Source organism: Thalassomonas actiniarum, from assembly GCF_000948975.2.
Taxonomy (GTDB): Bacteria; Pseudomonadota; Gammaproteobacteria; order Enterobacterales; family Alteromonadaceae; genus Thalassomonas; species Thalassomonas actiniarum.
This window is the reverse complement of the sequence record NZ_CP059735.1, coordinates 1,909,562-1,922,445: the sequence shown is the minus strand read 5'-3', so window position 1 is coordinate 1,922,445 and position 12,884 is coordinate 1,909,562. Positions and strand designations below refer to the sequence as shown.

The window sequence follows — 12,884 nt, the reverse complement described above, 5'->3', positions numbered from 1 at the left end:
ATTAACTACGCCAGTAACTGCTCTGGCGCAAATAAGACTCAATTGGCAAACCAGAACGGCCATAAATCCTGCCGGTATTGCTTGATATGGATGCCTGACTGGCTAAATTCAAGCTGTATCATGCCACTTTCGGCGGTGGTAAAAATCTCAGGTTGCGCTTTTTGGTAACGTGCCAGCACTTCTGCACTGGGCATGTGCCAGCGATTTAAATAACCGGCGCTGAAAATCACGTATCGGGGCGAGACCCGATTTATAAATGCCTGGCTGGAAGAACTTTTTGAACCATGGTGCGGAGCAATAAGTACCTGGCTATGGCTGAGTTTGCTTAACAGCTTCGACTCAACCTTTTTCGAGATATCCCCGGTCAATAACAGTGAATGGACCCCGTCGCTGATTTTAATCACACAGGAATCATCGTTGGCTTCCCCTTTGATATCCGGCGGCCATAGCATGGAAAAGTGCAGTCCCTGCCAGTTAAAGTCATGTCCCAAAAGGCAAATCCCCCGCCCTTCGAGCACCGGGTCATTGGCCATAACTTCATCGATTACCACTTCAGCTTTAAGCACAGGCAAACCGCCGGCATGGTCATTATCGCTGTGGCTGATAATCACTTTGTCCAAACCAGCTAAGCCCTGATATTGCAAAAAAGGTAAAATCACGCTTTGCGCCAGGTTAAAACCTCCGGGATAAGCGGCGCCGGTATCATAGAGAATGGCCCGGCTGCCCCGGCGGATAATCACCGCCAGCCCCTGGCCGACATCAAGCACATGCACTTGCCAGGGACTGTTCAAAGGCTGATTCACGCTTTCAGCAGCTGGCGGGTCGGATATCAGCGGTGCCCTTAACCCGGATAAGGAAAACCCGGTAATAGCAATGCCCGCCACTAGCAGCACGCTCATTGCAGGTTTTTGCAAAAGCCCCGCCCTTCCCCTTTGCCAACGGTTATCATCCTTTCCGCTGAGCAAATGCCAGGGATGCAACAGGTTTGGCGATAAAAAACACCAGGCCATCACCAGCAGCAAAAAGACACATAAATAATAAACCTGGTTAAGGGATAAACTGATCAAAGCCCAGCTTTGCCCGGAAAGAAACACCAGGTAAGTCCACAAAAGCTCCAGGCTCTGCAGCGCCATATTCATAAAGAGGCTTGCCAGGGAGTCGCTAATAAACAAACTCAGCGCCGACAGCAAACATAAGGGGATAGAAATCAGACTCATATAAGGGACGGCGACAATATTGGCCAGAAAAGATGCCAGGGAAAACTGATGAAAAAACAGCGCGGTAACCGGCATCATAAACAACGTCAGTCCCAATTGAATGATCAGCAGGGACTTAACGACTTTTTTAGCTTTACTGCCCTGGTCAAATACGGTACCAAAACGCCATAACAACAAAAAAATACAGCAGATGGCATAGACCGATAACCAGAAACTGGCGCTGAATAAACTAAAAGGATCGATAAGTGTCAATAAAAATAAAGCGATCAGCAGCCAGCGCCTCAAAGTGAATTTGCCCCCGGCAAGGCGTATGCCCCAGTACAAAAGCAACATCACCAACGCCCTTTGCGTCGGTAAGGAAAATCCGGCCAGGTAGGCATAAAACAAGGTAATAGCTAAACTCGCGGCAATCGCCAGCTTGTTAAGGTTTATCTGCATCAGGGCCAGGGTCAACCCTTGGGGTAGCACTGCAGCTAGGGGAAACCTCCTTAACAGCCACAAGATCACAAAAAAACTGCCGGTGGCGACTAAGCCCAGGTGTAACCCGGAAATAGCCATCAGGTGTGAAGTGCCGCTGCTTTGCAATACCTGCCACATCTCTTGAGAAATACCGCTGCGTTCACCAAAACTTAAGGCTGGCAGCAAGGCTGCAACCTCTGCGGGCGGCAATAGCTGCAGATAACGGCTAAAAAGGCGCTGACGCACCGGGAGATCACCCCCTAATAACAGTGGTAAAGGTTTATCCAACACATAACCGGTCGCTGCGATATGCTTATAACGCAGCCAGGTCTGGTAGCTAAAACCGCCGGGATTGGCCAGGCCATGGGCCGGCTTCATACGTACCGTTAATTGGTACTCCTGCCCTAAAGCAGGTTTAACCCCGGCGTTATCCCAGCGCAGCCGGACAATAAAACTGCGATTCAGCGGCTTCTGGTTGAGTTTATCAACACGAAAGTTAAAGCGGCTGATATCCTGGACTTTATCCTTGTCATAACCGCCGGGGGCAGTTACCGGCAACGTAATCACCTGCCCCTGCAATACCACAGCTTTACCCGCCAGCGTGTTTGGCTCGACATCATTTAGCTGCCAGCTGTTTTGGTACAGGTAGGCATGCAGCATCATCCACAACAACCCCAGCACTAAGCCGCTGGAATTTTTCAAGGGCTTGTAATAATAATGACCAATAACTGTGATAAAAAACAAAGATAGGTAAAAAAGCGCTGGTACTATTGGCAGAAATAGTGACAATATAGCACCAAGAAAGAAGCTTAACAGCCACCAGTCCATAGTGAACCTTTAGTTCCAATTACAGTAAAGAGTGTATGCCAAAAAAAATCATCAAGCGTATGATGCCAGATCATAACAAGATAAAAAATCACAAGCATTTAAGCATCTTTGGCGAGTTGTTGCACAACCCCAACCTGTGGCACCTGAACCGCAGATCTGTCGCGAAAGCCTTCGCCGTCGGCTTGTTTTTCGCCTTTGTGCCTGTGCCGTTTCAAATGATACTGGCAGCGGGTATTGCCATTATAGTACATGCCAACCTGCCGTTATCCATTGCCCTGGTATGGATCACTAACCCTTTAACCATGCCGGCCATTTTTTATTTCTGTTACCTGGTAGGTACCTTGATCCTCGGGGTGCCGGAGCAGGAATTTGCTTTTGAAGCCAGCTGGCAATGGGTGCTCGACAGCTTATCGACCATAGGCCCGGCCTTTTTCCTGGGCTGCGCCGTATTATCCGTGCTCTTTTCCATTATCGGCTATTTCGGTATCCAGGCGTTATGGCGCCACTCGGTAGTAAAAGAGTGGGGAAAACGTAAACTGCGCAATATCAACTCTGTTGAGAAATAATAATAAAGGAGATAGTTGATGAACTGTCTCCTTTATTTTAACTATTCAAATCAATCCAGAGCACAAATTATTCAAAACTCAACCACCTTGTTTTATCAGCCGTTTTAAATACAAAAAATTTCCCACAACACCGCCTACAAAGATAAAAGCAGCAGTGATAACCAGATAAATAACAAAGTTGCGGCTCATATCAGCTTCACTGCTATATAAAGGACCAAACGCCCAACCCAATACCCATGCAACACCATATACTACTAGCGCACCCAGAAAGGAAAACAGCAATATATATAGGAGCCGTATAATCATAAAAGCCTCCAAAACCATATTTCTTTAGCGTGCCTTAAGTCTGACCATACTCCAGGGATCACAAAATTAAGCCTAACCCTGAGCCAGGTTTTCCAGTCAGTTAGTCTGCTACCATTCCAAAGATCAATGTGATCGCCACTTCGGTTGCGAAATAACTCTTGTTTTCCATTAGTACTTCTTTGCCAATAATCCTTAAAAAAGATAATTGCTTTTTTGCTTCTTATTTCTTCAAAATAATTTTCGGGTTAATCTTCTGCAACTTTTGAATACCCGCGACTGTAAAACGATCTAAGGCATTGGCAAGCTCTTCAGCGCGGATAATATGTCCTTCTGACTTATTATGGCCATGCCAACAATGAGTTGCCCCGGGGAAAGAAGAGGTGACAACACCACATCTGGCTAACGCCACGCCAAGTTTTATGGCACATTGATTGGAAAAATTTGGACTACCATCGGTACTGCACGGGTTGTCTTGTCCAAGTATTGTCGGGTGATTATCCCAAAGTTTTTGAAAATGCATGTCATCATTCCTTTGACTCGTCCCATTAATTGTAGATGTAAGTAATATTAATGCTGACTGAAAATAACCTCACTCTTACAATCATAAACTCCCTCAAAAAAATCCTTATTTTAAGAGAGTTTAATATTTACAGCTGCCCCAACACCTGAGCCGGTTCAACTTTAGTGGCACGCCAGGCGGGATAAATGGTGGCCAGCAAACTCATCACCAAAGCGGTAATAACGGTAATGTAAACATCCGGCCAGTTTAACAAGCTGGGTAAGAAATCGATAAAATACACATCCGCCGATAAAAACTTCACCTGGAACAAACCTTCTATCGCTAAAATAATATCCGTCAGGTTCAGGGCCAGATAAACCCCGAGCAAAGCACCGATCACTGAGCCTAAAATACCGTTGACCGCCCCCTGGATAATAAAGGTGATCATCACCACACCGGTACCCGCCCCCATGGTTTTTAAAATGGCGATATCGCCTTTTTTCTCATTCACCGCCATGATCAGGGTAGAAACAATATTAAAACTCGCCACGGCAATCACCAGCACCAGCACGATGAACATCACCATACGCACCAGCTGAATGTCGTTAAACAAATGTCCCTGGCTTCGGGTCCAGTCATAGATATAGACATAATGATCTATCTGATAGGCCACTTCACGGGCAATGCCCGGCGCCTGGAAGACATCATCTATTTTTAAACGTATGCCATGCACCTGGCCTTGCTTCAAATGGCTGATATCCCCGGCCTGCGACAAAGAAATATAGGCCAGGCTGTCATCTACCGTGCCGCCGAATTTAAAGATCCCGGTCACCACCAGGTTACGGGTTAATATGCCCTGGAAACTGCGGCTCAGCTGTTGCTGTTTTTGCTGGGGAGACAAGGTCTGCTTAGGCAGTAAAACCTGCACCGTATCCCCTACTTTCACCCGCAGCTTTTTCGCAATACCGGCGCCTAACACCACCTGGTTGTCAGGCAAGTTACCAGCACCTGCTGTCCCGTTATTGCCCGTGGAAGTTAACCAGTGGCCGTCAACCATATAATCTTCTATGCTCGATACCTGCTTTTCCAGGGTAATATCCACCCCCCTGAGTTCCACCGCTTTTAACTCGGCATTTTTTTGCATCATACCCGACATCTTGATCACCGGCGCGGCGGCAATCACACGGGGATTTTCTTCCACTTTATTCACTTGCTGGCGCCAATGCTTCATCGGCTCATTAACGCCAATAATTTCCGCATGGGGCACAATCGACAATAACCGCTGGGCAAGTTCCCGCTCAAAACCGTTCATGGCGGATAACACCACGATCAACACCATAACCCCCAAGGCGATACCGATAGTGGACGAGGCGGAAATAAACGAAGAAAAGCCATTGCCATGGCGGCTGCGTACATAACGCAGGCCAAGAAATAAGCTGAGCGGCTTAAACATTGGTCACTTCCTGCCGTCTAGCCATAGGCAATAACTTGCCATGGTCAAGTTTCAGCTGGCGATCCATGCGCGCCGCCAGGCCAAGATCATGGGTGACAATAACAAAGCTGGTATTGACGCTGGCATTTAATGCTTTAAGCAGCTGGAAGATTTGCTCTGCGGTATCAAAGTCGAGGTTACCTGTGGGTTCATCTGCCAAAATCAGCGACGGCTCAGTCACCAGGGCACGGGCGATAGCAACGCGCTGGCGCTCACCTCCCGAGAGTTCTCCCGGCCGGTGGGCACACCTGTGATCCAGCCCGACTTTGGCCAGCATAGCCTGCGCCTTTTCCCGGGCGCTCTTGGCATTATCACCGCGGATAAGTAACGGCATAGCAACATTTTCCAGTGCCGAGAACTCCATCATCAGGTGATGGAACTGGTAAATAAAACCGATATGGCGGTTGCGAAAGGCCGCCCTTTCCTTATCCGATAATTTGTGGATATTAACATCATTGATAAAGACCTCACCTGAGGTCGGCACATCCAGCGCACCGGCTAAATGTAAAAACGTACTCTTACCGCAACCCGAGCTGCCCACTACCGCCAACAACTCCCCCTGCTCAACCTCCAGGTCTAAGCCCTGCAAAACCTTGGTTTCTATCTGGCCTTGCTGGTAGGATTTTTTTAACTGTTGGCAAACTAACACCTTATTCATTTCGTAAAACCTCTGCCGGTTGCGTTTTCGATGCCCGGTAGGCGGGATACAAGGTCGCAACAAAACTCATCATTAACGCGGAAAAAACAATCACAGCGACATTCCAGGCCTCAAGCTGTATCGGTAACACCTGCGAGGCGTAACCGGGGCCAAAGATATTGATGCCGGTTACCGACATCAAAGTATTGAGGTTCAAGGTTAACAGCACGCCTGAGATGCTGCCCAAAATCACGCCCCATAAACCGTTGACCATGCCCTGGGTAATAAAAATCTTCACTATTTCCGCCCTGGCCAGTCCCAGGGTCTGTAAGATGCCGATTTCCCCCTGCTTGTCGATCACCACCATCACCAGGGCCGAGACAATATTAAAGGCGGCCACGGCAACAATCAGGCTCAGCATCAGCCACATCATGTTCTTTTCCATACTGACCGCAGCAAATAACGCCCCCTGGCTTTCATTCCAGGTGGCAAAAGTATACGTCGGCAAGTCCTGTTGCAACCTTGGTGCAAGTTCACCGGCATAAAAGGCATCGTCAAGATATAACCTGAGCTGGTTAATGCCGTCGCCTTTGCGGCGCAATAACTTGGCACCGGCTTTACTGTGGATATAAACCACGGCATCGTCAATTTGCGAACCGACATTAAAAATACCGGTCAGGGTAAACGTTCTTTGCACCGGCACCCGCCCCATAGGGGTAAACACGGTTTTATTCGGGATCACCAAGCGGACTTTATCGCCGACATTCACTTCTAATTTATGCGCCAGCGCCTGCCCCATCACCAGGGAATAGGGCGTATCCTGCAAACTGGCTAAATCTCCCGCCACCATATGCTGGTTAATAATATGTCCGATCTCATATTCCGGGATAATGCCCTGCAGCAATACCCCTTGCAGGGTCGAGGGCGACTGGATCAAGGCTTCGCTTTCGATAAAGGGCGTCACCGCCTTGACCCCGGGGTAAGTTAACAGCTTGGTTCTTTGCTGCTGCCAGTCTGACATACTCAGGGTTTTGCCCTGGGGGGACTGCTTGGACATCACCACATGGGGCACCAGGCCGAGAATTTTTTTCTTTAACTCCCCTTCAAAACCGTTCATCACGGAAACCACAGTGATCAGTGAGGCAACCCCCAATAAAATCCCCGCAATGGAAAAGAAAGTAATAAAAGACACGAACCCGGAACGGTTCTGGCTACGGCTGTAACGTAAGCCAATAAAAAAGCTAACCGGTTGAAACATGGAATTAGGATACTAACTGTTTGATTATTAAATTATATGACAATAAAGATAACAGATATCCCGGATATCGGCATTATCATCGCCCTGCTTATGCGCCCTAGCATATCACAAAGACGCCCGGTTTAAGTCATTAAAAAGACACATTAAAGTGCATCTAAATATGTCCGGCACTGGCCGCTGTTACCGCGAAAGACAATACGCTCGCTTTTTAAGCTCAGCTGATAGTCATACATGGGATCATAATACTGCACCATCAAATCCCTGAGCACATCATAATAACCATTTAAATCCTCCCGGTGCAGTCCCGAAGCGGCTTGTTCCAGCAAGCCGAGTAAAGCCTGATACCTTTGCATGCCCAAGCGTTTACGCACCTTAAACACCCCTTGGAAAAAATACTCGATAAAGGCAGCCCTGCCCGGCTCTTCCCCTTTTAAAGCAATAAAGTCCTGCAGCATTTTCACGATATATTCATTAAAAAGCTGCTCCAGGCGATAATCAAAGCTTTCTTCCACCACCACCACGGGCGAGAGCCGCATTTTTTCCCTCAGCTCCTGCGGCACATGGACACTGCCGATAACACGCCCTTCATCTTCAAGCAGAATGCGCTGCCCTTTTGCAAAATCCCTGCGGATATACTGCTGCGCCAGTTTATTTTCAAAGGTGATCTGGGTCGACTGCGGCCAGGCAAAACCACCGAAGCTGGATCCCCGGTGACCGGCCGCCCCTTCCAGGTCGAGACTATCCTTGCGACTGGTTATAAACTCGGTTTTATTACAACCGGTTTTCCCGCCAAGGATCATCAAAGGGTGGGCACTTAACTTAGCAACCTGATCCAGCAAATATTGCCTTAAGGCCTTATAACCGCCTTTGATCAGCGGATAGTGAACACCCGCTTCTTTTAAAAACGCCTGTACCGTGCGAGAGCGCAAACCGCCGCGAAAACAATATAAATAACCGCCGGGATGCTCAAGGATAAATTGCTGCCATGCCTGCTCCCGATCCCGCCGGGTTTTACCCGACACCAGCCGATGTCCCAGTTCGATTGCCGCCTGCTGGCCCCGCTCTTTATAGCAGGTGCCGACAGCAGCCCTTTCATCGTCTGTCATCAAAGGAATATTAACCGCCTGCTCAAACGCGCCGCGGGCAAATTCCACCGGCGCCCGTAAATCCAGTAACGGCAAACCCGAAGCAAGTATCTTGTGATAATCCTGGCTATCGGGCCGCAGGGGCTGGCTTATTTTATTCATATCAGCTGTTATATCTAACGCCATGATTAAACCACACTGATCACCGGGCTTTGCACCGGCACCATTTTGCCTATCGGCTCCAGCGATAAGCCCAGTTTTTGCGCCAGAGTTTCAAATGCTTCCCAGCTTTCGGGTTTTACCGCCACCAATAAACCGCCGCTGGTTTGCGGATCGCACAAAATGGTTTGCTGCAAGGGTGTTAACTCGCTGACATTATGACCAAAACTTTGGAAATTACGGCCACAGCCCCCCGGGATACAACCTAGTTCTATATAATGCTCTACCTGCTCCAGCAAAGGTACTTTGGCAAAATCAAGCTCGGCGGCTAGCCCGCTGCCCTGGCACATTTCCAGCAGATGTCCCAACAAAGCAAAACCGGTCACATCTGTCATTGCGCTGACACCGGCTAATTCGGCAAAGGCCAGTCCCGGGCTATTTAAGGTTTTCATCACATCCGGGGCGATATCCGCATGCTGCTCCTGAAGCTTTCCCTGCTTTTGCGCGGTAGATAATATGCCGACACCTAAAGGTTTAGTCAGGTATAACAGATCTCCGGCCCCGGCATTATTGTTACGTTTCACCTTATCGGTATCGATTAACCCGGTAACCGCCAGACCAAAAATAGGCTCGGGTGCATCGATTGAATGCCCTCCCGCCAGCGGGATCCCTGCTTGTGCGCAGATCATACGCCCGCCGTCCAGAACCTTTTGTGCCACCTCAGATGACAGTTTATTGATGGGCCAACCCAAAATAGCAATGGCCATCAGGGGTTTGCCTCCCATGGCATAAATATCACTGATGGCGTTACAGGCAGCTATCTGGCCAAAGTCCGTGGGGTCATCGACAATCGGCATAAAAAAATCTGTGGTGGAAATAACCGCCTGGTTATTGCCGATATCATACACGGCAGCATCGTCTTTACTTTGATTGCCCACCAGCAAACCTGGCTGCGGCGGCAGCGACAATGAAGACTTAAGCATATCATCTAAAACCGCCGGAGAAATTTTACAGCCGCAACCGGCGCCGTGGGAGTACTGGGTTAATTTTACTTGGCTCACGTTCAATCCCTTATTTTTTGAAAGCTTATGGAAATAGCTGCTGAACAGTTCTTAAAAGCAGTTTTGTCGGCCTAATGTACCCGAATCATGCAAGAGATCCAGTAAAACCCGGCCATAGTGCAAGAAAAGACAAGCAGCGGCCGGTAAAAGCCTGTGCTTTAGTGTTCACAGCAAGTTTTCAGCCCTCCAGGAGCTGCGCCAATTTACGGCAGAAAGAATATTTACGCCTAGTTTTCAAACAGTAACGACAGTATAAAAATTGTCAACTATAGTAAATTTGGCATTAAGGAAATAACAACACTCGGCGTAAAGTGAAAGAAACGTTCTGTTTTGTGACCAAATTGTGATAACTCGGCCTTTGTTTTTCTCTAACATGTGTTATCACTCACTGTGTTCAAGATAACTGGCAGTAAAGCGTTAACTAACTGATCAAAACCGGAGAAAAACATGAAACCAAATACCAAATCAGCATTACAAGGCACAGCAGTTGCCCTGGCCGTTGCCGGCATGATGGGCTGCGCGCAAACTTCCAGCCAGTCAGGCTCTTCTTCCTATGCGGCAAAAAACACCGCCGAACTGGGCCACTGTTACGGCGTAAATAAATGCTCGGGCCATAATGACTGCAAAACCGCAGATAATGCCTGTAAAGGCCAGGCATCCTGTAAAGGCCACGGCTTTGTTGCCATGCCAACCAAATCCTGCGGCGATATCGGCGGCACGGTAAAAGATGACTGGCGCGGCAAAGTGACCACAGCAGATATGGCCCATTGCTACAACGTCAATGTTTGCGGCGGCCACAACGACTGTAAAACCGCCAACAATGCCTGTAAAGGCCAGGCATCCTGTAAAGGCCAGGGGTTTGTCAAAATGTCACCTAAGGCCTGTAATGATGTAGGTGGTAAAGTTGGTAAATAAGGCAATAAAAGGAGGCGGGTTAGCCCCCGCTTCTTCCCCTGAGGGGCAACAAACATCCCATCAGGGCATGCCGGAGCACTTTCTCGGCTTCGGCCTGGGATTACGCACAGATCACTTCCAGGATGTGCTTGAACAAAAACCCGCACTTGACTGGTTTGAAGTGGTTTCGGAAAATTTCATGGTGGACGGCGGCAAACCCAAGCATTATTTACACGCGATACGCGAACACTATCCCATGGTGATGCACGGGGTGTCCATGTCAATCGGCTCTACCGAGCCCCTGAATATGGACTATTTACGCAAACTTAAGGTATTGGCCAATGAACTTCAGCCACAGTGGCTCTCGGATCATTTGTGCTGGACCACGAACAAACAAGTCAACAGCCATGACCTGCTGCCTTTACCTTATAACGAGGAAACCTTACAACATGTTGCCGATCGCATCTCCCGGGTGCAGGACTTTCTCGGACGGCAAATATTAATAGAAAATGTCTCCAGCTACATGAGCTATAAAGACTCGGACATGAGCGAATGGCAGTTTATCAACGAAGTGGTGAAACGTGCCGACTGTTTGATGTTGCTTGATATCAACAATATCTATGTCAGCGCCCGCAACCATAACTTTGCCCCGCTAGATTATCTTAACGGCATAGACAAAGACAGAGTCAGGCAGTTCCATCTGGCCGGGCACACGGATTACGGCGATTACGTTATCGATACCCATGACCATGAGGTAGCCGATCCGGTGTGGGATCTATACCGCCAGGCATTACAACGTTTCGGCTACGTCAGTACCATGATAGAGCGCGATGATAATATTCCGCCCCTTGGTGAGCTTATGGCTGAGCTGGATACTGCCCGCAATATTGCCGCACAAACCCTTAACCACACTGTAAGTACAGGCATAAGCCAAGGCAAGCAAGCGATATAACCATGGAAAATACCCGCTTAGAAAAACTGCAGCAGCAGATGATAGATTATTTAACCTGTGACGATCAGGCCATCAGCGATAAAATTATCAGCCAGGGAAGCATAGATAATCATACCCGCCTTAATATCTATAAAAATGCCTACCGGATGCGGCTAAAGGAAACCTTAGATACCGACCACGGCATTTTAGGCTTATATCTTGGCGACGACTTGTTCGAACAAATGGTGGACGGTTATATTGACCTGTATCCCTCCCGTTACACCAGTTTACGCCAATACGGTGATAACTTACCCGAGTTCCTGGCGACACAACCGCCCTTTGCCGATTTTCCCCTGCTCTGCGAACTTGCCCGTTTTGAGCGTTTATTATTAACGGCATTTGACGCCGCCGATGTTAACCGCTTTGCCCTTGAGCATCTCCAGGACATTGCCCATGATTTATGGCCGTCGCTGGTTTTTCATTTTCATCCCAGTGTCCAGCTCACCTATATGCACTGGAACAGTGTCGAAAGCTGGCAGGCATTAAAAACAGAGCAAGCCCCCGAGCCCGCCCGGGAATATAACAGCTGCTGGCTGCTGTGGCGCAACCGGGATAAACTGACGGAGTTTCGCTCGATATCGGAAGAAGAAGCCGCTTTGTTTCAGATGATACTGGCAGGCGAAGACTTCAGCGCCTTATGTGATTACTTGCTAGAGCGCCATAACGGCAGCACAAATGATAGCGGTGATGTCACCACGGTGGCCCTGAACTACCTATCTGCCTGGATAGAACAAGGCCTGCTTCGGGCACCTTAATCCGGTGAACATTAACAGCAAAGCACAATCTATAAGCCCTTGATTTTACGTCATATAAAAATGAGGTTTCGTCTGGCCTCAGGGGGCAAAAGCCCCCATAAATTTCTTTCAAAAAAAAAAGACCTCTTGCTGTTGATTTATCCAGCTAAGCGGTCTTTATTTAATAGTGCGATCCATCCACATAAGGAGAGCACCCATTTCAAATTGTTAATTCACCGGCTGTTGCCCTTTAGGCAACAACTCAAGTCGCGACCCCTGAGTGGTAGCACACCCAGAAGTCGCTAACCACAACGAACTTACAGAGAGTACGTCATGGCTGAATATCATCATACGTCAGAGCCAGACTCGGCAAAAGTAAAATATCCCATTTATCGGCAACTTACCGTGCAGGAAACCGTTTGTTGCACGGCTTCGAAAACCCGCGGCATAGGTATTAACTATGTGCCGGTAAAGCTTGAACCTTGCATTGTGCTCAGGGGGAAATGGCTTAAATTGGCCGGCTTTGCTACCGGGCAAAAGATCGGCATTACGGTAAATCAAGATGAGCTTATCATCACACCTATGATCACAGCCAAGCAGACAAGCAAGATAGCGGAGGAATAGCCCGAAAAAACGGCTAAATAAAGGTAGGCTGTTGTATCTCAATGCTGATGCAGCAGCTTGCCAAGTAAGCCGGA

The 12,884-nt window shown here is 48.4% G+C and carries 14 protein-coding genes; 5 read left to right on the top strand and 9 right to left on the bottom strand.

Annotated features, from left to right (window positions below; all coding sequences use genetic code 11):
- Positions 1–38: 38 nt before the first annotated feature.
- A complete protein-coding gene (locus SG35_RS08430; RefSeq protein ID WP_044830805.1) occupies positions 39–2,504 on the bottom strand; it encodes a DNA internalization-related competence protein ComEC/Rec2 in 2,466 nt (821 codons plus the stop codon).
- A 35-nt stretch (positions 2,505–2,539) separates the two neighbouring features.
- Between SG35_RS08430 and SG35_RS08425 the strand changes: the two genes are divergently transcribed.
- Positions 2,540–3,070, top strand: a complete 531-nt coding sequence (locus SG35_RS08425; protein WP_044830804.1) for a DUF2062 domain-containing protein — start codon at positions 2,540–2,542, stop codon at positions 3,068–3,070.
- A gap of 78 nt (positions 3,071–3,148) precedes the next feature.
- Here the strand turns inward: SG35_RS08425 and SG35_RS08420 are convergent, their stop codons facing one another.
- The 8 genes from SG35_RS08420 to selD all read right to left on the bottom strand — a co-directional run bounded on the left by SG35_RS08420 (position 3,149) and on the right by selD (position 9,567).
- Complete coding sequence (locus SG35_RS08420) at positions 3,149–3,376, bottom strand: hypothetical protein (RefSeq protein ID WP_152646456.1); 228 nt, start codon at positions 3,374–3,376, stop codon at positions 3,149–3,151.
- Positions 3,373–3,579 (bottom strand): T6SS effector amidase Tae4 family protein, encoded by a 207-nt coding sequence (locus SG35_RS32090; protein WP_420794564.1) that lies wholly within the window; start codon positions 3,577–3,579, stop codon positions 3,373–3,375. Before SG35_RS32090 ends, SG35_RS08420 begins: the two co-directional genes overlap by 4 nt.
- A gap of 17 nt (positions 3,580–3,596) precedes the next feature.
- Complete coding sequence (locus SG35_RS08415) at positions 3,597–3,896, bottom strand: T6SS effector amidase Tae4 family protein (RefSeq protein ID WP_053042767.1); 300 nt, start codon at positions 3,894–3,896, stop codon at positions 3,597–3,599.
- 127 nt (positions 3,897–4,023) lie between these two features.
- Positions 4,024–5,328, bottom strand: coding sequence for a lipoprotein-releasing ABC transporter permease subunit LolE (gene lolE, locus SG35_RS08410; protein WP_044830802.1), 1,305 nt, complete (start codon positions 5,326–5,328; stop codon positions 4,024–4,026).
- Positions 5,321–6,025: a lipoprotein-releasing ABC transporter ATP-binding protein LolD gene (gene lolD, locus SG35_RS08405; protein WP_044830801.1), complete on the bottom strand. Its 705-nt coding sequence runs from the start codon at positions 6,023–6,025 to the stop codon at positions 5,321–5,323. Before lolD ends, lolE begins: the two co-directional genes overlap by 8 nt.
- Positions 6,018–7,196 (bottom strand): lipoprotein-releasing ABC transporter permease subunit, encoded by a 1,179-nt coding sequence (locus tag SG35_RS08400; RefSeq protein WP_236702508.1) that lies wholly within the window; start codon positions 7,194–7,196, stop codon positions 6,018–6,020. Before SG35_RS08400 ends, lolD begins: the two co-directional genes overlap by 8 nt.
- A 209-nt stretch (positions 7,197–7,405) precedes the next feature.
- The gene (mnmH, locus tag SG35_RS08395) at positions 7,406–8,509 is read right to left on the bottom strand and encodes a tRNA 2-selenouridine(34) synthase MnmH (RefSeq protein ID WP_053042784.1); all 1,104 of its coding nucleotides are present in this window, start codon (positions 8,507–8,509) and stop codon (positions 7,406–7,408) included.
- 26 nt (positions 8,510–8,535) lie between these two features.
- Positions 8,536–9,567 carry a selenide, water dikinase SelD gene (gene selD / locus SG35_RS08390; protein WP_044830798.1) on the bottom strand — a complete coding sequence of 344 codons (1,032 nt, stop codon included), beginning with the start codon at positions 9,565–9,567 and terminating at the stop codon, positions 8,536–8,538.
- A gap of 447 nt (positions 9,568–10,014) precedes the next feature.
- Between selD and bufA2 the strand changes: the two genes are divergently transcribed.
- From bufA2 to SG35_RS08370, 4 genes are all read left to right on the top strand, one after another.
- Positions 10,015–10,482, top strand: a complete 468-nt coding sequence (gene bufA2 / locus SG35_RS08385) for a BufA2 family periplasmic bufferin-type metallophore (protein WP_044830797.1) — start codon at positions 10,015–10,017, stop codon at positions 10,480–10,482.
- A 67-nt stretch (positions 10,483–10,549) separates the two neighbouring features.
- Complete coding sequence (gene bufB / locus SG35_RS08380; RefSeq protein ID WP_044830935.1) at positions 10,550–11,413, top strand: MNIO family bufferin maturase; 864 nt, start codon at positions 10,550–10,552, stop codon at positions 11,411–11,413.
- 2 nt (positions 11,414–11,415) lie between these two features.
- Positions 11,416–12,207, top strand: coding sequence for an HvfC/BufC N-terminal domain-containing protein (locus SG35_RS08375; protein ID WP_044830796.1), 792 nt, complete (start codon positions 11,416–11,418; stop codon positions 12,205–12,207).
- Positions 12,208–12,519: 312 nt separating this feature from the next.
- Positions 12,520–12,810, top strand: a complete 291-nt coding sequence (locus SG35_RS08370; protein ID WP_044830795.1) for a SymE family type I addiction module toxin — start codon at positions 12,520–12,522, stop codon at positions 12,808–12,810.
- Positions 12,811–12,884 lie beyond the last annotated feature (74 nt).